22 protein-coding genes are annotated in these 23,759 nt (G+C 65.0%); 9 read left to right on the forward strand and 13 right to left on the reverse strand.

Annotated elements, in window-relative coordinates; translation table 11 throughout:
- Window positions 1–18 precede the first annotated feature (18 nt).
- From AB4Y83_RS09035 to AB4Y83_RS09080, 10 genes are all read right to left on the reverse strand, one after another.
- Window positions 19–1,449 carry a hypothetical protein gene (locus tag AB4Y83_RS09035; protein ID WP_442296626.1) on the reverse strand — a complete coding sequence of 477 codons (1,431 nt, stop codon included), beginning with the start codon at window positions 1,447–1,449 and terminating at the stop codon, window positions 19–21.
- 8 nt (window positions 1,450–1,457) lie between these two features.
- Window positions 1,458–2,375 (reverse strand): type II secretion system F family protein, encoded by a 918-nt coding sequence (locus AB4Y83_RS09040; protein WP_442296627.1) that lies wholly within the window; start codon window positions 2,373–2,375, stop codon window positions 1,458–1,460.
- A 1-nt stretch (window position 2,376) separates the two neighbouring features.
- Complete coding sequence (locus AB4Y83_RS09045) at window positions 2,377–4,368, reverse strand: type II secretion system F family protein (protein ID WP_442296628.1); 1,992 nt, start codon at window positions 4,366–4,368, stop codon at window positions 2,377–2,379.
- Window positions 4,365–5,762, reverse strand: a complete 1,398-nt coding sequence (locus AB4Y83_RS09050; RefSeq protein ID WP_442296629.1) for a CpaF family protein — start codon at window positions 5,760–5,762, stop codon at window positions 4,365–4,367. Before AB4Y83_RS09050 ends, AB4Y83_RS09045 begins: the two co-directional genes overlap by 4 nt.
- A complete protein-coding gene (locus AB4Y83_RS09055; protein ID WP_442296630.1) occupies window positions 5,759–6,931 on the reverse strand; it encodes an AAA family ATPase in 1,173 nt (390 codons plus the stop codon). The genes AB4Y83_RS09050 and AB4Y83_RS09055 overlap by 4 nt, the downstream gene beginning before the upstream one ends.
- Window positions 6,928–7,725: a Flp pilus assembly protein CpaB gene (gene cpaB / locus AB4Y83_RS09060; RefSeq protein WP_442275776.1), complete on the reverse strand. Its 798-nt coding sequence runs from the start codon at window positions 7,723–7,725 to the stop codon at window positions 6,928–6,930. The genes AB4Y83_RS09055 and cpaB overlap by 4 nt, the downstream gene beginning before the upstream one ends.
- Window positions 7,726–7,786: 61 nt before the next feature.
- Window positions 7,787–8,845 (reverse strand): pilus assembly protein TadG-related protein, encoded by a 1,059-nt coding sequence (locus AB4Y83_RS09065; protein WP_442296631.1) that lies wholly within the window; start codon window positions 8,843–8,845, stop codon window positions 7,787–7,789.
- Window positions 8,842–9,222, reverse strand: a complete 381-nt coding sequence (locus tag AB4Y83_RS09070) for a TadE/TadG family type IV pilus assembly protein (protein ID WP_442296632.1) — start codon at window positions 9,220–9,222, stop codon at window positions 8,842–8,844. Before AB4Y83_RS09070 ends, AB4Y83_RS09065 begins: the two co-directional genes overlap by 4 nt.
- Before the next feature lie 67 nt (window positions 9,223–9,289).
- Entirely contained in the window at window positions 9,290–9,460 is a 171-nt protein-coding gene (locus AB4Y83_RS09075) for a Flp family type IVb pilin (protein ID WP_442275772.1), read from the reverse strand.
- Window positions 9,461–9,584: 124 nt separating this feature from the next.
- A complete protein-coding gene (locus AB4Y83_RS09080) occupies window positions 9,585–9,755 on the reverse strand; it encodes a Flp family type IVb pilin (protein WP_442275771.1) in 171 nt (56 codons plus the stop codon).
- Window positions 9,756–9,970: 215 nt separating this feature from the next.
- On the opposite strand from AB4Y83_RS09080, the gene AB4Y83_RS09085 reads away from it, so the two are divergent.
- Complete coding sequence (locus AB4Y83_RS09085; protein ID WP_442296633.1) at window positions 9,971–11,344, forward strand: hypothetical protein; 1,374 nt, start codon at window positions 9,971–9,973, stop codon at window positions 11,342–11,344.
- On the opposite strand, the gene AB4Y83_RS09090 is transcribed toward AB4Y83_RS09085, so the two are convergent.
- The gene (locus tag AB4Y83_RS09090) at window positions 11,341–12,468 is read right to left on the reverse strand and encodes an acyltransferase family protein (protein ID WP_442296634.1); all 1,128 of its coding nucleotides are present in this window, start codon (window positions 12,466–12,468) and stop codon (window positions 11,341–11,343) included. The genes AB4Y83_RS09085 and AB4Y83_RS09090 overlap by 4 nt on opposite strands.
- 147 nt (window positions 12,469–12,615) lie before the next feature.
- Window positions 12,616–13,797 carry a hypothetical protein gene (locus tag AB4Y83_RS09095; protein WP_442296635.1) on the reverse strand — a complete coding sequence of 394 codons (1,182 nt, stop codon included), beginning with the start codon at window positions 13,795–13,797 and terminating at the stop codon, window positions 12,616–12,618.
- 283 nt (window positions 13,798–14,080) lie between these two features.
- Between AB4Y83_RS09095 and AB4Y83_RS09100 the strand changes: the two genes are divergently transcribed.
- The 7 genes from AB4Y83_RS09100 to AB4Y83_RS09130 all read left to right on the forward strand — a co-directional run bounded on the left by AB4Y83_RS09100 (window position 14,081) and on the right by AB4Y83_RS09130 (window position 21,545).
- A complete protein-coding gene (locus AB4Y83_RS09100) occupies window positions 14,081–15,160 on the forward strand; it encodes a glycosyltransferase family 2 protein (protein ID WP_442296636.1) in 1,080 nt (359 codons plus the stop codon).
- On the forward strand, window positions 15,157–16,215 hold the full coding sequence (locus AB4Y83_RS09105; protein ID WP_442296637.1) for a glycosyltransferase family 2 protein: 1,059 nt from the start codon (window positions 15,157–15,159) through the stop codon (window positions 16,213–16,215). The genes AB4Y83_RS09100 and AB4Y83_RS09105 overlap by 4 nt, the downstream gene beginning before the upstream one ends.
- Window positions 16,208–17,170, forward strand: a complete 963-nt coding sequence (locus tag AB4Y83_RS09110; protein ID WP_442296638.1) for a glycosyltransferase — start codon at window positions 16,208–16,210, stop codon at window positions 17,168–17,170. The genes AB4Y83_RS09105 and AB4Y83_RS09110 overlap by 8 nt, the downstream gene beginning before the upstream one ends.
- A gap of 336 nt (window positions 17,171–17,506) precedes the next feature.
- Window positions 17,507–18,835, forward strand: coding sequence for an oligosaccharide flippase family protein (locus AB4Y83_RS09115; protein WP_442296639.1), 1,329 nt, complete (start codon window positions 17,507–17,509; stop codon window positions 18,833–18,835).
- Entirely contained in the window at window positions 18,819–19,967 is a 1,149-nt protein-coding gene (locus tag AB4Y83_RS09120; RefSeq protein WP_442296640.1) for a DegT/DnrJ/EryC1/StrS family aminotransferase, read from the forward strand. Before AB4Y83_RS09115 ends, AB4Y83_RS09120 begins: the two co-directional genes overlap by 17 nt.
- A gap of 95 nt (window positions 19,968–20,062) precedes the next feature.
- On the forward strand, window positions 20,063–20,800 hold the full coding sequence (locus tag AB4Y83_RS09125) for a glycosyltransferase family 2 protein (RefSeq protein WP_442296719.1): 738 nt from the start codon (window positions 20,063–20,065) through the stop codon (window positions 20,798–20,800).
- Between the two features lie 49 nt (window positions 20,801–20,849).
- Window positions 20,850–21,545 (forward strand): class I SAM-dependent methyltransferase, encoded by a 696-nt coding sequence (locus tag AB4Y83_RS09130; protein WP_442296720.1) that lies wholly within the window; start codon window positions 20,850–20,852, stop codon window positions 21,543–21,545.
- Between the two features lie 2 nt (window positions 21,546–21,547).
- Here the strand turns inward: AB4Y83_RS09130 and AB4Y83_RS09135 are convergent, their stop codons facing one another.
- Window positions 21,548–21,793 (reverse strand): hypothetical protein, encoded by a 246-nt coding sequence (locus AB4Y83_RS09135; protein WP_442296641.1) that lies wholly within the window; start codon window positions 21,791–21,793, stop codon window positions 21,548–21,550.
- A gap of 333 nt (window positions 21,794–22,126) precedes the next feature.
- Here AB4Y83_RS09135 and nhaA point away from each other — a divergent pair, with 333 nt between their 5' ends.
- Complete coding sequence (nhaA, locus tag AB4Y83_RS09140) at window positions 22,127–23,482, forward strand: Na+/H+ antiporter NhaA (RefSeq protein WP_442296642.1); 1,356 nt, start codon at window positions 22,127–22,129, stop codon at window positions 23,480–23,482.
- The last annotated feature ends 277 nt before the right edge of the window (window positions 23,483–23,759 follow it).

The raw sequence follows: 23,759 nt of genomic DNA on the forward strand, positions 1-23,759 counted from the left end.
CCGCGCGCCCGTCGCCTCTCATACTCGGGACCTCAGCAACGCATAGCCACCAGACTGCTCGACCAGCTGCCAGTTACCGGTGGCGCGCATGGCGGGGACGGCGGCCGCGTCGGCCGGAAGGGCGGCATACGTGCATCCGACCTGTTGGGGATAGGTCTGCCACCCGGGCTCTGCCGCGATGAAACCGAGGTAGGCCCTGATGCGCTCCACGGTGTAGAGCTCGACGCGCGTGTCCATGGTCGGGCGCAGTCCAGGGTGCTGGAGCATGAGCCAGCCGCCGTCAGCCTGGTCGTTGCACACGACCGTGCCGGCAGGGAGCCGGGCGAGCGCGGCATCGAGGCCGTTGGGCCCGATGCCCGGAGTGGCCGCCGCCGCCGGGGCGATGAACGCTGCCAGCACGAGGCTCACGACACCGGACACCAGCACCGCCAGTCGCTCGCGGCGTGGCGGGCTGGAGACCGTCTCACGGGTCACCCGCTGGATGGCTGCGGCAGCAAGGGGCGCTAGGACGACCGCAGCCAGCCCCGTGGTCCGGGACCATGTCACGGCGAGCACCAGGGCCAGAACGGCTAACAGCGCGACCGTCCATTCCCCACGTCCACGCACGACCTGGTCAACGACCACGACGGCCACCAGCAGCATGGCCGCGACGAGACCCGGATCAGCTAGGCCCGGTGGCTGCCACTCGCTGATCAACCCGGTCACTCCGCTCACCTGAAAGGGCGAGACGAAGAGTCTCGGTCCCACGGGCGTCAGGGCTGCGAGGGCCACCGAGAGCACGGGCACCACGGCGAGCCGAGCCGCTTGGCGGACGGAGCCCCGCTGCTCGAGGACCATGCCGACCACCACGAGCCCACCGATTGCCGGTCCCACGAACCACATGCCATGGCTGCACGCCCAGAGCCAGGTGAGGGGCACGAGCCACCAGCGGGCACGCCCGTCCTCACGGGTCGTGAGCCACGCGCTCGTCGTGATCGCGGCCAGTGCGAACGTGACGAGCTGGGGTCGGGGCGAGAGGCTCCCGCTCAGGGCGACGAAGGTCACGGCGAGGACGAGAGCTGAGACGAGGGCGGACGCCCGGCGTCGGCACGCGGCATACACGGCCAGGCCCACGAGCAGCGTGCCGAAGCAGAGGAGCCACACCACTCCGGGGAGACCGTAGGCCGCATGGGCCCAGTACATGAGCACCTCGGGCAGCCACTGGTTGAGGATCCACACCTTCTCGGTCGCGGCGCCGAACGGGTCGTGGAGGACGAACTGCCCTGTCTGCGTGAGGTGCTCGCCCGCCACGACGTGCCAGTAGGCGTCTGGGTCCTTGAGGGGGCCGAGCGGTTTGAGGGCGAACAGCGCAAGGACAAGGGCCGGCAGGAGCCAGCCGAGCCGAGCCGCCGGCGAGCTTGACCCGTGATGGCGGGCCGCGCCGGCCATCGAGTCCGTGACGACGGCCACGGTGTCGATCAGCCGCCGAAGGCCTGCATCATGCGGATGCCGCCGGGGCCGATGATGACGATGAAGAGGGCGGGCAGGATGCAGAACATCAGCGGGAAGAGGATCTTGATGGTGACCTTCTGGGCCTTCTCCTCCGCCTTCTGGCGACGGACGAGGCGCATGTTGACGGTCTGCTCGCGCAGGACCCCCGCGATGGGCAGACCGAGACGGTCAGCCTGGACCAGGGCGGTGATGAAGTTCTTCACCTCGGGCAGGGTGACGCGGTCGCCCATCGAGCTGAAGGCCTCACCGCGCGACTTGCCGATCTGGATCTCGGACAGGACGCGGGCGAACTCGCCGGAGATGGGGCCCTTGACGTTGCGGGCCACCTGGAGCAGCGCCGAGTCGAAGCCCTGACCGGCCTCGACGCACACGCTGAGCATGTCGAGAGCGTCGGCCAGGCTCTTGCTCGTCTCCTCCTGCCTGCGCAGGGCGACATTCTTCATGAGCAGGTCGGGGAGGAAGAAGAGAGCGGCACCGCCGATCACGGCGAAAAGGAGGGCATTGGGCAGTTGGAACTTGCCGTAGAAGGCCCCGAGGACGACGCCGATCAGCAGGGCTGCGCCCTTGAGGCCGAGGATGCGCTCGACGGTCCAGCCCGCGGGGTTGCCGGCCTGGTCGAGCAGCTTCGTGTAACGGTCGTCCGCACCTCCGGGCGACAGCGCTCGGGCCAGGCCCTTCGTGCGCTCGAGGATGGGGGCCACCAGCCGGTCCTTGGCCGCCAGGTCGGTCGTGACGACCTCACGACGGTCGACCGAGGCGTCGATGAGCATGAGGGACTTGGCCACGCCACGAGGTTCGCCCGTGCTGAAGCTGAGGCTCAGTGTGGCGATGAGCAAACCGATCGCGATGAGTCCGGCAGCGACATAGACCGGGTTCACATTCATGTCAGACCTCGATCTTTACGACTTGGCGCATCCACACGATGCCGACACCGAGGGAGATGAGTCCACCGACGCTCATGAAGAGGCCCGCCGTAGTCGTCCAGAGCAGGCTGACGTACTCGTAGTTGACCTTCGTCATGTAGATGAAGATGAAGATCGGCAACGCCACGAGGATGTAGGCCGAGAGCCGTCCCTCGGCGGAGAGCGTCGCGACCTGACGGTGCAGCGACTCGCGCTCGCGAAGTGTGCCCGCGGTGGTGCGGAGCGTGTCGGCGAGGTTGCCGCCGACCTCACGCTGGATGCGGATCGCCATGACGGTCCAGTGCATGGAGGTGCTCTCCATGCGGTCAGCCACACGCTCGAGGGCGTCCGAGATGTCGGTGCCGATGCGCGTCTCTGCGAGGGCTCGGCTGAACTCCTTGCCGGCAGGCTCGGCGGCATCCCGGGCCACGGCGTCGAGGGCCTGGGGCAGTCCGAAGCCACTGCGGAGGCTCGTCGAGATGAGGAGCAGGATCTGGGGCAGCTGTGCCTCGAACTTGCGGGCCCGGCGTGAAGCCGCGAAGCGCAGACCCACCGGCATGATGAAGACGCCCAGGACGACGCCGAAGATGAGCCCGACGAGCTTGGCCTGCCCACCGAGGACGAGGCCGACGGCCGCGCCCACGATGACCGCAACCAGCCGAAGGACGAGCCACTCCCCCGCCCGGAAGGGCAGGTCGGCGCGTTCGATGAGGGCCATCGTCTTGCTCGTCGACTTGCGGTCCTTCATGACGCGGTCGCCCATGTCGAGCAGCTGCGCCGTGATGGTGCTCTGCGCGGCCTTCATCTCCTGGCGGGAGAGCGTCACCGTGTCGCCCACGACGTAGGAGTCGATCGAGGCCACCCGGCGCTCACGCTTGGTCTGGAGCGTCGGCATGAGCGACGTCGAGAGCACAACGAAGAGGGCCAGTGCGAGCAGTCCGCCGGCGATGAGAGGCGTGCGATCCGTGATGGGCACCGGGCCCAGGCTGAGGCCCGCAGCCTGAGGTGCGGGCGCCGCTACCGGTGCTGGCGTCGACGCTCCCGCTGGCTTCGCTGCTGTAGCCGGCGCCGTGAAGGTCACATCGCGGGCAAAACCGAACGGGGTGCTACCTGCGACGCCGGAGATCTCGTACCGGTGAGGACCGTTGAGCGGCTTGGGGATTGCGGACGAGAACTGGACCTGTCGGTTGAGTGCCTGTGCCGATGCCGCGAATGCCGCGCTCACGCCCGCCGTGTTGTCGGCGGCCACGACGGTGCCACCGTTGGTGTCTGCGAACGCTTGAAGAGCCTTCGTGGCCTCGGGGTCGTTCGTGTTGAAACGCACGACGTCGACGCGGATGCCACCAGCCTTCAGCTTGGCGACCGCGTTCGTGAGTGCGAGAGCCTTGTTGTCGGCCACGGTGTCGGCACCGTCGCTGAGGAGGACGATGCTCCGGTCTCCCGTCCCGCTCAGCGCGGCAGCGGCACTCTGCATGGCGGCATACAGGCTCGTGTCCCCGCGAGAGTCGAGGCCGTTGATGACGCGCTGGGCTGCGGCTCGGTCGACCGTCGGCGCGAGGTCGACGCCCGCAGTGTTGGCGAAGGAGGCGACCCCGACCTTGACGTCAGCGGGAACCGTCTTGAGGTAGGTCGCAGACGCCTTGCGCACCGTCGACATGCCCTGGGCGCCCATCGAGCCGCTCGTGTCGATGACGAGCATCGCGCGGCGGTCGAGCTTGGCGGCCTGCTTGACGGTCGCGGGGAACGGCTCGTCGTCGACCTTGAGCTTCAGCGTCTTGGGGTCGAGCTGCACGTCCACCTTGCTGCGGAGCGTGATGACGCCGGTCACGGTCGAGCCCGAGCCCGACGAGGTCGCCTTGACGTTGCTGAGCCCCACAGAGACGTCGTCGGCCCTCGCGATCCCGGCAGGCAGAACCACCAGCCCGACCACGAAGGCGGCCAAGCCGGTGACGAGACGCCGGGTCGAAGGGTTCACAGCGCCGACCGTGAGAAGAGGTTGACGGGCAGCTCGACACCCACGTCGGCGAGGTCGGAGGTGAACTTCGGGCGAATGCCGGTCGGCATGAGGCCGCCGAGGAACCGGCCGTTCTCGTCACGGCCCGCACCGTAGTTGAAGGTGAAGATGTCCTGGAGAGTGATGACGTCCGACTCCATGCCCACGACCTCGGAGATCGCGACGATGCGGCGCGTCCCGTCCTTGAGTCGCGACTGCTGGACGATGAGGTCGACGGCGCCGGCGACCTGCTCGCGGATCGCGCGCACGGGCAGCTCGACGCCGGCCATGAGGACCATCGTCTCCAGACGGGCGAGGCTGTCTCGCGGCGTGTTGGCGTGGACGGTCGTGATCGACCCGTCGTGACCGGTGTTCATGGCCTGGAGCATGTCGAGTGCTGCGCCGTCACGGATCTCACCGACGATGATGCGGTCGGGACGCATACGCAGGGTGTTCTTGACGAGCTCGCGAATGGAGACGAGACCGCGACCCTCGATGTTCGCCGGACGCGCCTCCAGCCGCAGCACGTGCTGCTGCTGCAGCTGGAGCTCGGCGGCGTCCTCGATGGTGACGATGCGCTCGTCGTGGGGCAGGAAGGAGCTGATCACGTTGAGGGTCGTCGTCTTGCCCGAGCCGGTGCCGCCGCTGATGATGATGTTGCGGCGGCCCTTGACGCAGGCGCTGAGGAAGTCCCGGACGTTTTCGGTGAACGTGCCGAACGAGATGAGGTCGCGGTCGGTGAACGGGTCGGCCGAGAACTTTCGGATCGTCAGCATCGACCCGTCGAGAGCGATCGGCGGCACGACGGCGTTGACACGGGACCCGTCGGGCAGGCGCGCGTCGACCATGGGGCTCGACTCGTCGACACGACGGCCGACACGACCGACGATCTTGTCGATGGTGCGCCGCAGGTGGGCCTCGTCCGAAAAGCGCGCGTCGACCGGGAAGATCTTGCCGGCGCGCTCGATGTAGATGTCCTCGGCGCCGTTGACCATGATCTCGGAGACCTCTGCGTCACGCAGGTAGGGCTCGAGGGGTCCGTGGCCGAGGATGTCGTCGGAGACGTCCTGGGCGATGCGGGTGCGGTCGGAGTGCGAGAGTGGCGTCTGCTCGGAGTCGATGACCTCCTGCAGCGTGGTGCGCACCTGTGACGCGAGCTCGTTCTCGCTGAGGTTGGGGTCGTAAAGCCGTGGGCCGAGCGAGGCGACGAGGGCCTGGTGCACGCGCTCCTTGACGCCGGCAAAGGGGTCGACGCCACGGCGGCGGACGGGCGCCGCGCCATTCGTGATGCGGACCTGTCCGTTGGTGCTCGGCGCGGGCTCGTTGATCTGGGTCGACTGGCGGGCCCGCTCGAGGCGTTCGGCGAGGTTGCTCATCTCTTGCTCCCGAAGAGTCCGAAGCTGCGCTTGGCGCCGTTCTGCAGGTCCTCGCCGAACCGGCGGCGGATCTCCTGGTCGGCGAGGTCGCGGATGGCGAGGGACACCGGGTTGCGCGGGTCGTCGAGGACGAGCGCGACGCCACGGTTGACCGAGGCCGGCACCGTGAGGCTGTTCGGGACGTTTGCCGAGATCGGCGCCTTGAGGGCGGCCTCGACGTCGTCGGGCTTGAGCCCGACCTTGGCGTCGGAGCGGTTGAGCACGATGGTCCGGGCCTCCCTCGAGGCGCCGAGCGTGTCCAGGGTGTTGATCGCGATGCGCAGGTTCTTGACCGCGGGGATGTCCAGCGTCGCGATGAGGACCGTGAGGTCACTGACGTCGAAGGCCGCGAGCACGTGCTCGGTGAAGGACGGTGGGGTGTCGACGAGGACGTAGTCGTACTGCCCCCGCGCCACGCGGAGCAGCTCGATGATGACGTGCGACGGGACGCGGTCGGCGTCGGCCGGGTCAGCCGGAGCAGCGATGACGTCAAGGCCGCTCACCTCGTGGCGGGTGACGACGGACTGCACACCTTGGTCGTCGAGGTGGCCGCTCATCGCGACGACGTCTCGCACCGAGCCGTGCGGCTGGAGCTGGAGGCTGATCGCGACGTCGCCAAACATGAGGTCGAGGTCGACGAGGAGCGTCTTGGCTCCGATCGAGGCGAGGTAGACGGCGAGGTTGGTCGACATCGTCGTCTTGCCGACGCCGCCCTTGGCGCTGAAGACGGTGATGATCTTGCCGTCACGCCCTCCGACCGTTGTCCCGTGGCCACTGAGCTGCTGCGTGAGCGCCACTGACCGGCGAACCGCGTCGGCGAGCGCCGTCTGGTCGTCGGCCTGGACGACCTCGCGGACGCCGCTGCGCAGGGCCTGCGCGAGCGCCGTGACGTCGAGGCGGTGCCGGAGCAGGATGACGCCGAGCTCCGGACGGTCGATGCGCTCGCGCTCGGCCAGCTCGCAGGCCGAGTCGAGATCGATGTCGGGCCCGATGACGACGAGGGACTGGTTGCGGTCCTCCTCGAGGGCACGGCTGACGCGTGGTGCCGAGTTGAGGTGCAGCGCATCGCCGCCGAGGGCGAATCGGTAGGTGTCAACCGCGGCCGGGTCGTAGTCCCAGAGGATCGTCATTGGCCGGTCACCGCATCTCGCAGCTGGAGGTCCGTGACCTCGAGGCCCGGGTCCATCTTGACGTCTGAACCACGCAGGGCGCCGTAGAGCTGACGGTTGTTGATGCCGTGGATCAGGACTGGAGCATCGGTCGGCTTGATGGCGACGGTGACGAGGTAACCCCCGCTCGCTCCGGCAGCCGTGGCGGGCTGACCCTCGACGGGCGGGGCAGCCGCCTGGCCGGCGAGTGGCGCGTCACCCATGGCGATCACCAGGACGTCCGGCAGGAGCAGGCTCGTGCCGTGGACGTCGTTCTCGTTGAGAATCTTGGCCTCCGGGGTGTCACGAAGGTCCTTGATCTTGTACGACTGGTAGAGCGCGATGTGTGATCCAGGGGTCACGAACTTGCCCACTCGGGCGGGGTCGGAGAGCTGGAGTGACACGGCCAACATCCCGGTAGGGACCTCGATCGCCTTCGTGCCCGCCGGCGCTGTGCCGAAGCGTGCCGCCAGCAGGTACTCGCCCGCCTGGATGTCGGACGTCGCCAGGAGTGCGTTGTTGTCCGCGTTGATGTCCTGGAGCGCACCGACGGGGACGGCCTTCGAGCTCACGGAGGTCTGGGCGATGAGCCCGGTGCGTTGAGCGTCCTTGAGCGTGGTGCCTGCAGGGATCGGCTGCTGCGCCACCCAGACCGGAGCCGGCGACTCAGCGGCGATGGCTCGGGCGTCGGCGTTGCGCGCGTACGTGATGACGAGCAGGCCACCACCGAGGGCCAGGGCCAGCGCCACGACGATGGCGAGAATACGACGGTTCATGCGGAGATCCCCCAGAGAAGAGAGTGCCTAGGACTGCTGTCGTTCTTGTAAGTGGTCGGTCTCAGTTCGACAGGTCCACTACGGTCGCCCCGGTCGTTGACGTACCACCACCGGTGGTGGCGTCGTCGTCGCTGAACACATAGCGGATGAACTTGCCGACAAAACCCAAATCCGAGTTCTTGTAGGAGGCAAAGACCGCAGCCGCGTCGGAAGGCAGGTACTCAAGAACTGGGTCGTTGTTCTTGAAATGCCAACCGCGAATCTGGATCGCCGCGTACTTCTTGACCTGGTAGCTCTTCTTGTCTGCCGAAATCGTGTCGAAGACGGGGAACAGCGCGACCACGGTCCCCCCAGCCTGCAGAGTGGCCTTCCAAGTCGTCAGGGTGCTGGTGCAGTAGGCAGGGAAGTTGTTGCCGGGATCGCTGGTCTCCCAGCTGCCAATCAGAGTCTGCACACTGCACGTACCGGCTGGTTCTGGAGCGAGCCACCCGAACCCCCCCGGAAGCTCCTGCCCTGAACCCGTGTCATGGCAGCCATCGGTTCCCTTGGCATCGCTGATGCCGTGAGACAAGAGATATTGAAGGGAGCCGTCGGCGGTAGCGCTCGAATCGATCTCACAAGAGGAGAAGGTGAGGGGCATCTTGGCAGTGCCGCCCGTAGGCGCCCCCCAACGGGCCGTCGCTGTGGCCGAGACGCTGATGTCATTGATGCCAAAGACGCGGCCGAACCACGTGTTGATCTTTCCCGCGGCGGCGCCGTCCTCCTGCGCTGCGGTGACCACCGTCACCACTCCAGTTCCGGTGTTCAGCGAGACCGAAGTCACCGCGGATTTGGCATCGTTCGCAGCCGAGTTCGCAAGAACTCGAGGAATGCTGCTGGTATTGCTTGTGTCAGTTGCGGTGGCGCAGGCCACCGAGGCCGCGTCCTTTGCACACGCATCAGCCACTGAGAGGGCGGCCGTGTCGGCGCCCGCCTGGAGTTGCGTCTTTTCCCAGTAAGCGTGGCCCATGTCAAGGGCCATGGCGGCGAAGCCGAGGAGCAGGGTCAGACTGGCGGCCACCACAATTGCAGTCGCCCCGCGGTCCCGACGTCCGAACCGCACATGGTTCCAACGGCTCATCCACCACATCGCATGGCCGCCTTTCCCGTCATCGTCGAGGGCAGGAAGGTAAACGCACCCGTGAGGGACGAGAACGACTTAGTCGTTGTAATTGTCACCGTGGAGCCGGCGGGGCAGGTGCCCGAGGCCACTCCACCGACTGTCGCAGTCACTCCACCCACGCCAGGCGCAGCGTTTGTGACCACCGTCGATAGGTTGAAAGTTGACTCGGAGTAGTGAATCGCGTAAGCCCGGGCACCTTCCCGCGCCGCTGATGTCACCGTGATCTGCTGGTTGAACCAGTTGCCGAACTCGATGATGCCGAGGACAAGAGCGAGGAGGACTGGTGCCACGAGTGCGAACTCCACGGCGGATGCGCCGCGCTCAGTTCTGGCCATGCCAGATCGCCCTCCCAAATTGTGCGGTGACGTCCGTAGCCCCCCGGCGTGGACGTGGTGTGAACTATCAGACCTGCTTGGCGACGTTGTCGAACGTCGTGGACAGGTTGTTGCCGAGCAGTGAGACGGCGGCGATGATCACGACGGCGATCAGGGCGACCATGAGGCCGTACTCGACGGCGGTCGCGCCGCGCTCGGAGTTGAGTCGGCTCTGGATCTTGGCAGCAAGCTTGGTCATTTCGTTCTCTCCCTGGCGGTGTGGCACTACGCCCGAACTATGTGAGTTGGAGCTCGTAGGACCCCTCCACGAGCGAGCCGCGGGTGCGAGACCGTACCCCCGGCCTCGCACCCGCGTCGTTTGCTCAGACCTTCTTCGCGACGTTGTCGAACGTCGTCGAGAGGTTGTTGCCGAGGAGGGAGACAGCAGCGATGATCACGACAGCGATCAGGGCAACCATCAGGCCGTACTCGACAGCGGTCGCGCCGCGCTCACGGTTGAGCAGCGTCTGGACCTTGGCAGCAATCTTGGTCATGGTGAAGGGTTCCTCCCAGTGATGCAGGGCCACCCGAATGTGCCCCCCGCTGAGGGAAGATTAGGTTGCAGGATGCAGCGTGTCTTGAAAATCGTTGAAGTTCGCAACGCGCACCCAAAGTTCACCTTTCGGACAGGGCGAGATGAGAGCGTTGGGCCGACCTAGACACCACTGTCCGCGGGCAGCCGGTGGCAGCGAGGAAGCACAGGGAGACGTTGGCACTCGACACGAACGCACCGGGACGCCGCTGGGTCCTGCCCATCGGGGTGATCGTCACTCTCGGCGTTCTGGCCAGCGTGGTTGCCCAGCTGACGATCATCGGGTCTGACGCGTTGTGGCTGCCCGCCCTCGGCGACGCGATCCGCCGAACGGGGTCAATTCCGAACGGGATCCCTTTTGCTGCAGCGGATTCGGCTGGCTGGGTCAACACCACCGCCCTCGGCCAGCTCCTCTTCTCATACGCCTTCACCCTCGGCAGCATCGGCATTGTCATCACCCAGTTGGCGGCCGTGGTGCTGGCTCTCGGCACTCTGGCTCTGTCCTCCAGCACGCTCGGCGCCAGGTCACTGGCAACCTCCGTCTCTCTGGTCGTGGTCGCCCTGGGCGCTGCTGCTCCGCTGCTCATCGCCCGCGCGCAGCTCCTGTCCTTGCTTCCGTATGCCGTCCTGCTCGTCCTGCTTCGACGCGAGCAGGAACGACCCACCTCAGCCATCTGGTGGACGGTGCCCCTGGTGGCGATCTGGGGGAATCTGCACGGCGGCGTGCTGGTCGGTGTCGCGGTCCTCGGCTGCTATCTGGTCTTCTCCCGACTACGCCAATCCCCCTTCACCGCTGTCGGTGTGGGTTTGGCAGCTCTGACGGCCACGTGTCTCAATCCGGGCCTGCTCGATGCGCCCCACTACTACCTGGGTGTCTTCGGTGGTGAGGCCACGAGTGATGACTCCGGGATGTGGAGCCGGCTGAGCCTGACGAACCCTTTCGACATGCTTCTCGTCGTTGGGGCGTTGGTTCTGCTCTCCCTGGGCCTTCGCCGCCGAAGGCCGTTGTGGGAGTATGTCGCCGGCGTCGGTCTCGCGATCGCGACGGTCACCGCCGCTCGCCACGGGATCTGGCTGCTGCTCTTCCTTGCCACCCCCGCTGCTCTGGGTTGGGCCCGACTCGGCGAGGAACCGGTCCGGGCAAGGGTCTCCCCGCCACGCCAGAGCATGGCGGCCGTCGCGCTGCTTGCCGTTGCGTGCGTGCTGGTCGCACTGCGCGCCCCTACCTTCGCAGCCACGGACGCCGAGGCGACCTCGCTCGCCAGCGCCACGCGAGGCCAGGTCGTACTGGTCGAGGAACCACTCGCCGAGTCTCTCGCCGCGGCGGGGGCGACCGTGTGGGTGAGCAACCCCCTGGACGCGTTCACGGCGAGTGACCAAGCGGCATACCTCGCCTTCATGAAGGGCGACGAGACCGGGGCCAGACCAGCGCTGGAACGTGCCGACGTCGTTGTGGCAAAACCAGATTCACCACAAGCCCGCGCGGCGATCGCGAACGGGTTCGTGAGAGCGACCAGAGTGGCTCAATACGTGCTGCTCAGACGTGCCTAGTCAGAGACCAAGGCCTTCGTGACAGGCAGCCCTGAATGCACCCCGATTCCAGCCGCTTCGGGTTCGCACTCGTCAGACAGGCGAGCGGGGCCGGCCCCTCTCATAAGTCGCTCCAACGGTCTCTCGAAGGTCGAGTAGAGCAGGTAGGAAACGCCAAGGACCGCCGACATCACCAAGAAGCTCCCCAAAGCGACTCCGATCGCCGAAGGGGATGCCAGCAAGGGTGCCGTGATGGCCAGGACGAGGGGATGGGCCATGTACACGCAGAAGGACCACTGCCCCAGACTCACCATCAGGTGGGACCGAAGCGGAGATGGCGCAGCCGCTATGTCGATGTGAGCACAGGTAACGATCAGGGCCACGAAGCTCGGCGCCATGGCCAAGGTCAGGGCCCATCGATCCTCGAGACGATATCCGGTGAAGACCGGGACGAAGAGAACGACGAGGTACGAGAGGACGAGTGACGCGACAGCCCAACGCATGCGTACCCGGGGAGCAGCTCCGCGCATGACGGCGGTGGCTGCCAATGCTCCACACGCGAACTCGACCACGCGGAAGGCAGGGAGATGGAAGAGCAGCTGTCCCCACTCGGCGCTGTGCAACTGGACCGCAACGCCGATCGCCCCCGCCGACGCGACGACCGCGGCCGATGTCAGGAACGGACGACGTACGCGCCAGAGCGAGCCGACGATGAGCGGGAAGACTGCATAGAAGAAGAGCTCACACGAGAGGGACCACGACACCCCGCTGAAGGACCGCACCACTGCATCGTCCGGTGACCACGCTTGAAGGAGAAGAACGTTGGTTGGAAGTGCCGACCATTTCGGTGGCGCACTGAACGGCAGCATGGCAACGACGATGAACAGCAGGTGTACCGGGTAGATCCGAGCGAGCCGGCGCCGGTAGAAACGCGTTGCATTCGCCTTCACGTCCGAGGAGTAGGTGAGCACGAATCCGCTCAGGACGAAGAAGAACGTGACCCCCACGTATCCAGCACCCATCAGACGTCCGAGCAGCGGGAAGTTGGGGATGTAGGAAGCGAGGTGAAAGAGCACGACGAGCGCAGCCGCGATGAACCGCAGACTTGTCAGCGAGCGCAGGTGCGCCGAACTCTCAGTCCCCAAGGCTCCCCACCCCCCGCCAGACCACAACCAGGTGTGCCCAGAGCGTCGCCGTTCCGCGCGCCTTGAGCCTAGAGGGACGTACGCATTGCCTCGGCGGTTTTGGGGAAGAGCGCCCCCACGAGCGCTCTCGATGCGGTGACCGAAAGGTTAGGGAAAGGGCTGGTGACTCGGATCAACAGGCACCGTGAAGACATGAGTCACCCAGTAGTACTGAGCCACCAGACCGGTCGTGATCACGACGCCGAGAATCGCCCACGGGGCCCAACGCACCCCTTTGAGGTAGTCGACCCCGACCCCCGGAAACGGCCAGAGCGGCGCGATCGCAAGCATCAGATATCGAAGAATGCTGGGGCTTGGCCTGCTCGCCAGGATCAGGTACAGCGGGTACGCGACGGACCACAGACGAAGCTCCCGACCCCACCGTTCGGCACCTGGCCGCAGGCACACCACCGCCACATAGAGCAGCACGCCGATGGCGAAGATCCCCCGCGGAGTCAGGTGGAGCATGTCCTCGGCCCAGCCGCCCAGGCCAGCGTCGTTTACCGGCCACGCGGCCTGGGTCTCGAAGAAGGCGTTCCGTCGACCGGTTGTCGCCCAGGCGACCAAGGGCCACAGTCCCGCGGTCGCCAGCACCGCAATGGTGGCTGCCACCTCGGCGACGGGGAGCCGATGCTTCGCGGCCTCACCGTGCTGCAACCGCCAGTCGCGGAAGAGCACCACTCCCAGCACTACCCCGAGCGGGAGCGCAATGGGTCTCGTCAGCGACAGCACGACCGCCAGCGAAACCGCCGCCGCAAGCCTGCGGCGAGCCGCGGCTCCGATGAACAGCACGATGAGGAGCAAGGCCAGCCCCTCCGTGTACGCGACCTGGAGAACGGGTGCTGAGACGTAGGCCATGACACACGCGACCAATGCGCCTGCCCCCCAGAGACCCATACGGACCCGAACGAGATTGAAGAGCGCCACCATGGCGGCAGCCCCGGACAGCAGGCTGACCACCCATGCGCTCGGAGCAAAACTCATGCCAGTCGCGGAGGCCACCCCCCGGACGAGCATGGGGTAGGCGGGATAGAACGCCCATTCGTTCTGCTGCACGACGCCGTCACCATCGAGCGAAAGCGTCGAGGGGTAGCCATTCTCGGCGATGGACCGGTACCAGTTCCCGTCCCAGTTTTGGACCACGCCTAGATAGCCTGGAGCCGCGGGCATCGGCGACGTCACGTGGTAGCCCGGAGCTGACCGTTCCAAGGCGACCTGATGAGTAGCACCGATGGTCAGGAAGACCGCACCCACCACGGTGAAGGCCAACCAGATGGCCAGCGGCGGCACGAGTCTGGTCCGAAGATGCACGCGGCCCGCCGGCGTATCTGGCACACGCCATTATTGGGTCACGACGGCCGAAATCGAGGACCTCTTTCGTGCGATTCGTCGGAGACGATCTGCTGGTGACCGCCACGCGTCACCGGCATCTGCACAAGCGACGTGTCCGCTGAGACCGCCATTGACGTGTCTCCACCATCGGGTGAAGCCAGACTTCCCGAACCGCGCGCACAACAACGGTGTCCGCTTTATGCTGGCGAGGTTTTCGACTACACAGTTGGGGGACCTGGACGTGACCGACGAAGGCTTCGGCGCTCTGCGCATCGCGGCCATCGTGCCGTGCCACAACGAAGAGGCCGCTGTGGGGCGGGTCGTGACCGACCTCCGACGCGCGGTGCCCTCCATGGATGTCTTCGTCTACGACAACTGCAGCACGGACAGAACCCGCGAGGTGGCCGAGGCTGCGGGCGCAGAGGTTCGCGTGGAAGAGCGACCTGGCAAGGGACATGTCATCCGTCGCGCCTTGGCCGACATCGACGCCGACGTCTACGTGATGATCGATGGCGACGACACGTACGACGCCTACGCGCTGCCGGAGATGCTGACCACACTCCTCGACGGACCGTTCGACCAGGTCATCGGTGTCCGTGTTGCAGCAGGGAAGAGCGCCTACCGAGCCGGCCACCAGCTCGGTAACCGCATGTTCAACCAGGTCGTGTCGCGCATCTTCGGTCGGCCGGTCACAGACATGCTCAGTGGCTACCGCGTCTTCTCACGCCGCTTCGTCAAGTCCTTCCCGGCGATGTCACGCGCCTTCGAGATCGAGACCGAGCTCACCGTTCATGCGATCAACAACCGCGTGCCTCAAAGCGAAGTGCCTGTGACGTTCGTCGATCGTCCGGAAGGCTCTGAGAGCAAACTTCGGACTTATCACGATGGCTTTCGGATAGCTCGCATGATCACCCGCCTGATGCACCATGAACGCCCCCTGGCTCTCTACTCCACGATCGCAGCACTCGCCATGCTCACCGCTGTCGGGATCGCAGTCCCTGTCGTCCAGGAGTATCTCGACACCGGGATCGTCGGCCGCTTCCCGACTGCCTTCGGCGCAGCCTCCCTGGTCATCGTCGGATTCATCATTCTCGTCGTCGCCATCCTGCTGGACGGCCTACGCAAGGTGCGTCAAGAGACGACCCGCATCGCGTACATGACCATTCCAGCGCTGCCTCGCCTTGCCCGACGCAGCTCAACAGGGACAGTCGGAGCCCAGCCGGGCAAGACCACCACTTGGCGCGAAGCCATCTTGGAACCGAAGACTTCCGCGGCCATGGTCACCCAGCTCTTCGCCGAGCAGTCATCGGAGCACGTGTGAGCATCAGCGTCGTCGTCGTCGGATTCGGCGACGAACCGGTTCTGAGCGAATGTCTACAATCGATCAGGGCACAACTGCACGACGACGACGAGCTGATCCTCGTCGACCACGGCGTCACGGAGCTCCCGCCCTGCACGGGCGTCACCGTGGTCACCCCCGGGACCAACACGGGCTTCGGTGGTGGCTGCGCCGCCGGAGTTGCTGCGTCTCGTGGTGACGTCCTGGCATTCGTGAACTCCGATGCCGTGTTGCACCAGGGTGCCATCGCAGCGCTCGCTGATGCACTGGCAGAGCCCACGGTCGGTCTGGTCGGAGGGATCGTGCTGCTGCCCGGCACTCCGGAGACCATCAACTCAATGGGGCTCCCGGTGCATCTCAGTGGTCTCAGCTGGAGCGACGGCTATGGAGAGGCCCTCGCCCCGTCGCACCTGAAGCCCCGACAGCTCACGTCCGTGGCCGGCGCCCTGTTTGCCTGTCGTCGCGAGACCTGGGATCTGCTGGGAGGTATGGACCCTGCGTACTTCATGTACCACGAGGACACGGACCTCAGCCTGCGCTGTCACCTCGCCGGTCTCGACGTCGTCCTCTGCCCCGACGCGGTCGCAACGCACGCGTACGAGTTCTCGCGCAATCAGGACAAGATGTTCTATCTCGAACGAAACCGTGCTCTGACCGTCCTAGCGGACTACCCGAATCACCTACTCGCCAGAGTGTTTCCAGCACTTCTAGTCCTTGAGCCGCTCTATCTGTGCGTCGCCATCCGGGACGGCTGGGGCTGCCAGAAGCTTCGGGCATGGTGGTGGCTGCTGCGGCATCCCATCGTCGTTGTTGCACGGAGGCGCCGCGTGCAGGCTGCGGTCCGGGCCCCCCGAGCCCTCGACGACGTGCTCTCGCCGTCCGTGACGCAAACCCAGCTCTCGCAGCCGGCGGGATCGGCTTTCCTCAACCGCGCGTTCGCGGCCTACTGGAAACTGGCTCAACCACGCTCGAACACCACGTGCACGTCGCGACACTCCGAGATCAACTACAGGGAGAGCGCGGACATCGATGTCTGAGCCTGGAGTGATCGTCTTGGCCGTGTATCGGCCTGATCCAAGTCTGTTGAAGCGGCAGCTGCAGTCGATCAGCGACCAATCACTCGGAGAATGGCGCTGCATCATCGGCATTGACGGACCAGACCCGGCGGCCACCTCGCTAGTCCGGGGTGCCATCGGCGATGACTCCCGGTTCGAGGTCGTGGAGTACCCTGACAACCTCGGCATTTATTTGCATTTCGAGCGACTGCTTGCCCTGATCTCTCCCGGCGCCCCATGGTTCGCTCTCGCGGATCAGGACGACTATTGGCACGTGTCGAAGTTGGACGCGCTAGTGGCCACGTTGGACAGAGAAGGAACTTCGGGCGCATCCTGTCAGGCGCGGCTGACGACTCCGAGAGGAATCGAACTTGGCCAAACGTCTCGTCGAGCCAAGGAATTGATCCCTCTGTTGTTGGTTAATGAAGTTACCGGATGCCTAAGCATCTTCAGGACGGAAGTTCTTGAGATCGCCATGCCCTTTCCGACACCGTCGAATCTCGCAATACACGATCACTGGCTCGGGGTGTGCGCCATGTCGTTAAGTGGGTTCCATGTAACGGATACAATATTGCACGATTATGTCCAGCACTCAGGGAACGCGATCGGGGAGAAGGGGATTAAGAGCCTCAACCGCGCCTTGATAGACCTACTTCAGGGGCGCGAATCATGGAAGACGATCACATCAGACCCTTGGGAATGGCGAGTCGCCATGGCTCGCACACTGAAATGCCGCACCTCTCTAGGGGAGTCAAAAGGCCTTGACTCAATTGCACGAGGAAAGTTCACAGGGCACCTGCTCGCACTCATGACGGCTCAATCTGCTTCCGGGCAAGTTCCCATCCGCGTCGCAACTGCCCTATCCATTGCCGCTGCTTGCAGGTGGCGCGACATCCAATTGCCTCCGTTCACGGACATCCGAACAGGCTATCGCTAGCGGATCCGAGACATTCACGGGGATATGGGGACGAGACAAGGAAAGCAGGGCTGCCAGCATCACATCCGTACCGGGCGTCGGCCGGGATCCGCGCGAGGAGTCCGCGAGATGCCCCATCTGCGGTGCACGAGGGTGCCCAGTGGAACTCAAGCAGTTGCTCTACATCAGGGACGTATGCAGCGAGAGTCGGCAGAGCGTAACCACACCTCCACGGCGAGCCGCGCCGCTCTCCCAGCCGAAACGGTCAATGCTCGGGTCGTGAGTTCCAGATCCCCTTCTGCCCTGACTGCGGTCGGTGGCAGCGCCCTGGCTGTCATCGGCCTCGGGGCTGTGCGCATGAAGATCGTCGCTGTCACCGTCGGCGCCTCCGGAGTGGGCACTTTAGGTGTCGGCCTAGCTGCCGCGGGCACCCTCGCGACGCTTCTGGGGTTTGGACTGGCAACGAGCGGCGTCTCGGCGATCGCAAGATCCAAGTCGCAGCCGCTGCAACGAGACCTCCTCCTGGTTGCCCTCGGCACAGCCGGCCGCACCCTCGCTACGATCGGTGGCCTGATAGCTGGTCTGTTCTGGCTTGTCGCCGGGCCCGAGAATGGAGAAAGAGCGACCCTTTCGATTGGACTCGCCATCGCGGTTGGGAGTGCTATCGGGGTCTCCCGGTGGAGCGCTGCCTTGAACGGCACCCAGCAATTTCGGCGCATCGCCGCCGCCCAACTCACGTCGGCGGTCCTCGTCACCGGTGCAGTGGCACTCGTTGCGGCCCGTAACCCCGAATTGACGGTGTTCATGGCCCTGGCTCTCCCCCCACTTTCGCTACTTGGAGCCATGCGTCTGGCGTCTGGCGCACAATTGCGGCCCCTCGGAAAAAATTCACTCCGGAGCCAGTGGAGCGTATTGCGACCCTTAATCGGCACGGGGATGGCCGCAAGCTCCGGAACGCTGCTGATGAGCGCCAGCCAGGTCGCCGCCTCAGCCTGGATCTTTCACAAATACGGCGGCCAAGCCAACGGATACTTTCAGGCATGCTGGATGCTGACGAGCCTCTATCCAGTATTCATCCTCGCAACTATGACGGCTGACTACTACCCGCGGATCTCGACCATGACGAAAGGCTCTCGGGAACTTCACTACGCAATCGATACACAAATGCGACTGTCCTTGCGCTCCGTGATCCCGCTGGCAGTTTCGATGGCCGCATTCGCACCACTCATCCTTTCCATCGTCTTCTCGCGAGAATTTCAGTCCTCCACCGGCCTCCTGCGATGGTTCCTAGTCGGCGAAGCCTTCAAATCGGGCTCCTGGCCCCTGTCTTTTCTTCTCCTGGCCCAAAACGCGCGGAGGTCATACATCCTAAGCGAAGCGATCTGGAGCATTGCATTTCTGCTCGTTCTTGTCTGGCTCACAATATACAGCCCGGAAGGAGCAGGAGTCGCATACTCCGTAGCTAACTGTCTCTTCTTCGTGCAACTAGCAATACGCACGAAACATCGCCCATCCGCCTTCGTGATCAGTGGGATGCTCGTCGGGACTGTCGCGCTTGTCGTAAACTCTATGCCATTCGGACAGACGGATCTCCAGATCTCGATACCGGGTGCAACCCTTGCTCTTGGACTGATCGCTTGGATTGGCTACAGCACATTTAAGGAGCGCCGTGCAGCTGCGACCTGAACTAGACCAACCAGCTCTTGTGCGCTTCCAGCGCCCCAGCCTGCCGAGCCTGAACGAGGTCGCGGCATACTGGGCTCCAGCGCAAGAGAGCCACTGGTACTCGAATAATGGGCCTGTACTGTCCCGCCTAACTGGGGCTTTCGAGGAGTACCTTGGCGGCGACGCCCTAGCTGTACCCGTCAACAACGCCACATCCGCCCTGATGATCGCGCTTCGCGCCACGTGTCGTCCGCGACCGGGATCAACTGTGGTGATGCCGAGTTATACCTTCGCCGCCACTGGAACCGCAGCAATCTGGGCGGGCTTTGAGCCCCGCTTCGTTGACGTCAACCTCGACCATTGGCACGCCGACGCAGCTGCTGTCGCGGATGCCGTCGAGCGAGAGAAGCCAGTTGCGCTCCTCCTCTGTTCCACCTACGGCATCACACCTCCCAAGGCGGTGGTCGAACAGTGGGAATCCATCGCCGCGGCGGCGAATATTCCTCTCATCGTGGACTCGGCGGCCGGGTTTGGTTCACGTGACGTGGATGGCATGTTCCGGCCAGTGGGAAATTGTGAGATCTTCTCTTTTCATGCAACAAAGCCCTTCGCTATAGGCGAGGGTGGCTTAGTAGTTACTCGCGAACCGCGGCTCGCTTCTTCGCTGCGGCGCCTTACAAACTTCGGATTTGACGAAGACCGCATACTAAGACGTGAGATTGGCATGAATGCGAAGATGGATGAGCTGCATGCGGCCGTAGCACTGGCGGTAATGGACAATTACGAGAGCATTTTGGCTCGGCGTCGAGGTTATGCGGCGACACTGGTTGAGAAGTTCGCGACCGCCGGGCTAAGCCCGCAGGTAGGCATGGAAGGTGCGGCGCACCAGTTCTTGCCACTGATGTGCACCAGCGGCGAGCAACGAATCAAGCTGTTGACCGCCGCCAAAGTGAAGAACATAGAGTTGCGAACCTACTTCTCCGAGCCGCTACACACCATGCCCGGTTTTGCAGAATTTCGACGCGAAGCGGGCACTCTCGCCGCCACTGAGGTGCTTGCTTCAAGAATAGTCTGCCTTCCTCTGTACAACAACATGGACGACGAGACCATCGAGCGAATCTCGGACCTAGCGGAAGTGGTGAACAGCGCGTGACCCGGCCGCTAAGGACCCAAGGACTCGTATCCAGTGCAGAAAGACACTACAACAAATTGTCGCGCGACATCTTGCTTAGTGCGCGGCCGACATATGTGAAGGAGTGGATTCGATCACGGCTTGAGACGAGTCTCGATCGAACGGAGTTAGAGCGGGTCCGGCGAGAACGCTCACCCGAGAGCCATCGGCCCCTCGTATCTATCCGAATCGCGACATACGCAGCGGGAGATGCCATACGCCGTCCCATAGAATCGTGTCTTGCTCAGAGTTACACCAACTTTGAGGTGGTCATTGTTGGGGATTGTTGTGATTCGCGAACGGCCGCAGTCATTCGTGAATACACCTCCGACTCCAGGGTCCATTTTGTAAACTTGGGTATGCGTGGGCAATACCCACAATCTGGCCCAGAGATGTGGCAGGTCGCGGGGTCCACTCCGATGAACGTAGGTTCCCTGCTGGCGCGTGGTGAGTGGATCGCCCCTTGCGACGACGACGACGAGTTCACCCCCGACCACGTGGAGGCACTGGTCGGTCATGGATTAGCGACCGGAGCCGAGATGGTCTGGAGCGACGCACAAATGCAACAGCCGGATGGCGCGTGGAAGCCGACGCCCGGACCTCCGCTTAATCACGGAAGGATTAGTCATGGCTCAGTCCTCTTTCGGAGTGACCTGAGATTTATGATGCTGAATCGCAGAAGCTACCTGATGAATCAACCTGCTGACTGGAACCTATGGCAGCGGATGAGCAGGGCCGGCGTAAGAATCGCTTACCGGCCTGGAGTCACGTACCGCCACTATCTCAACCCGGGTAATGGAGCGCCGGACCTGTGAGTGCTTCAACCACGCGCGAAGGAATGAGTACCAAATGCTCAACTGGTTGATGCGGTATCAGCCTGTCATAGCGATCGTCAATGAATTCGGGGCGACGGACGTCCTGGACGTTGGTGCGGGGTGGCATGGCATCAGTCGCTGGTGGGACGGTCGTGTCGTTCAGACCGACCTGATCTTGGAGGGCCGACCCAAAGGCCTGGAGGCTCGAGGTAGCGCCTCTTATGTTAAGGCAACGGCCGAGAACCTGCCCTTCGCAGATGGTGCTTTCGACTTCACCGTTAGCCTCGATATGTTTGAGCACCTTCCAACCGAAATTCGGACGACGAGTGTCAGGGAGCTCGTCCGAGTATCACGGCGGGGTGCAGTCATCGGATTTCCGGTCAGCGGAAGCGCCGAAAGCGTCGATCTCAAGATTGCGGCGGCGTGCAGACGCATGCGCCGTCCGATCCCTTCATGGCTGTCTGAGCACTTGGCGCAAGACTTCTACCCAGACCGCAGCATGCTGGAGGACGCCCTTCCCCCGACATGGCATATTACTCGAGAGGTCCCTAACGGACACGTCTCTGTGCAGCGCTGGCTAGTGTTGGCTGAACTGACACCTGTCCTTGCAGCCGCGAGCCATTTGCTGGAGCGTGCCCTGCGCCGCGTTGGTCAGTTGCCCGATCTAGTCCATCGGCCGCCCGCATACCGGACAATCTGGTTGGTCGAGCCAACGCCGCCCACGGCACACGCTCGGCTTCCTTAGCCCTATCGCGAATTGCGCCCTCGTCCGAAAAGCACCAACCTGCGCGAGCCCCGAGTATGTGCCCGCTCCGCCGATCGGGCGGCCTCGTCCTCGCGCAGCTGCTGGAGCAGCGTCTTTGGCTTCGGCGGCGGCCAGTCCTGGGCGCGCGGGTCCTTGGTGTCCATGTAGTACTCGGTCCACCCGTAGTCGTCGCGGTAGCGCAGCGTGCCGTCGCCGACGTAGTACCAACCTGCTGGCTTGTCGTTCACCGTCAAACCCCCAATATCACTCACCCATGGTGGGAGCCCCCCTCCCGAGCCACAATCTACGGCCGCCAACCGCCCGGAATCTACCGATGTCTAATTAGTCCGATTTGACCGTGGCGCAGTGCGTTCCGTCCTGCGGCGTCGGCCGCACGGCCACCTTCGGACCTCTGCATGCCACGCCGCCACCTCCGGCTCGCGGACGCCTCCCGGACCGCGTCTCGGGCCGGGGTCGTTGCCTCGCTAGAATCGAGGCGGCTCACGGCGACGACGCGAGTGGCCATGGTGTGCCGGGAAGTCTGGTCGGCGGCCCATGACCCATCCCCGAAGGGACCCCAGGTGAGCGACCACGACCCCACCACGACCCCGCCGACACCCGCTCGAGACAGCGCCGGTAACCGGCTGCTCGGCCGAGGCAGCTGGCGTGAGGCTCGCTACGTCGCCGACCTCCTGCGCGCCGAGACGGTCGGCGGGGCGATCCTCCTCGCCGCAGCCGTGACCGCCCTCGTCTGGGCGAACTCGCCGTGGCGCGACGGTTACGCCGCCGTGCGCGACACCGTCATCGGCCCGCATGCCCTGCACCTCGACCTGTCGCTGGGGACCTGGGCGGCCGACGGGCTGCTCGCCGTCTTCTTCCTCGTCGCCGGCATCGAGCTCAAGCGCGAGTTCGTCGCGGGCGACCTCTCCGACCGGCGCAAGGCGGCACTGCCCATCGCGGCGGCGGTCTGCGGCGTCGCGCTGCCCGCGATCCTGTTCGTCGTCACGGCCACGCTGATGAGCCGGGGCGACAGCGCGAGCGAGCTCAGCGGCATACTCCGCGGCTGGGCCGTCCCGACGGCCACCGACATCGCCTTCGCGCTGGCGGTGCTCGCCGTCATCGGCACGCACCTGCCGAGCGCGCTGCGCTCGTTCCTGCTGACCCTGGCCGTCGTCGACGACCTCATCGCGATCACGATCATCGCCGTCTTCTACACCGACACGGTCAGCTTCCTCTGGCTGCTCGCCGCGGTCGTCCCCCTGGCCGCGTGGCGCCTGCTCCTCAAGCGCAAGATCACCAACCCGCTCATCCTCGCGATCCCGGCCCTGCTCGCCTGGGTCTTCGTCCACTCCAGCGGCGTCCACGCCACGGTGGCCGGCGTCCTGCTCGGGCTCCTCGTCCCGGTCAACCGCGAGGTGGAGGACGACCCCGACCGCCACTCGCTCGCGGAGCGCATCGAGCACAAGATCCGTCCGTTCTCCGCGGGCTTCGCGGTGCCCGTCTTCGCGTTCTTCGCTGCCGGGGTCACGGTCGTCGGCGGCGGGTTCGGCTCCGCACTCGGCGACGCAGCCGCGGTCGGTGTTGTCGTCGGGCTCGTCGTCGGCAAGACGGTCGGCGTCCTCGGCGGCACGTGGGCGGTCGCCCGCTTCACCCGAGCCGAGCTCGACGAGGACCTGGCCTGGACCGACGTCCTCGGACTCTCGGTGCTCTCGGGCGTCGGGTTCACCGTCAGCCTGCTCGTCGGGGAGCTCGCTTTCGGCAACGGCTCCGAGCGCGACGACCACGTCAAGCTCGCCGTCCTCAGCGGCAGCGTCATCGCCGCACTGCTCTCGAGCGTGGTGCTCCGGCTGCGCAACCGGCACTACCGGCTCGTCGAGGCCCGGGAGACCGCGGACCTCGACCACGACGGCGTGCCTGACGTCTACGAGCAACACTGACGCGGAGTTTCTGTGGCAGGACTCCGGCTGCCCGATTTGGCCGGATGCGACCACAGTGCGTTCCGACCATGGCTATCTTGTCCCGACCGGGGATCGGAGTCTGAGTTGAGTAGTGAGCGCGCGACAGCGCGGCAGGTCGGGGGTCGTGGGCGCGTCATCGCGATTCTTGCCGCGGGCTACGTGGTCATCCGCCTCGTTGACTTTGTGCTGCTCTGGCTCGCGTCAAGCTCACAATCGCCCACTGGACCGGCCAACCCCATCGGTGCGCCGACCACGT

It is taken from the genome of Terrabacter sp. RAF57 (assembly GCF_052113925.1).
Lineage (GTDB): Bacteria > Actinomycetota > Actinomycetes > Actinomycetales > Dermatophilaceae > Terrabacter.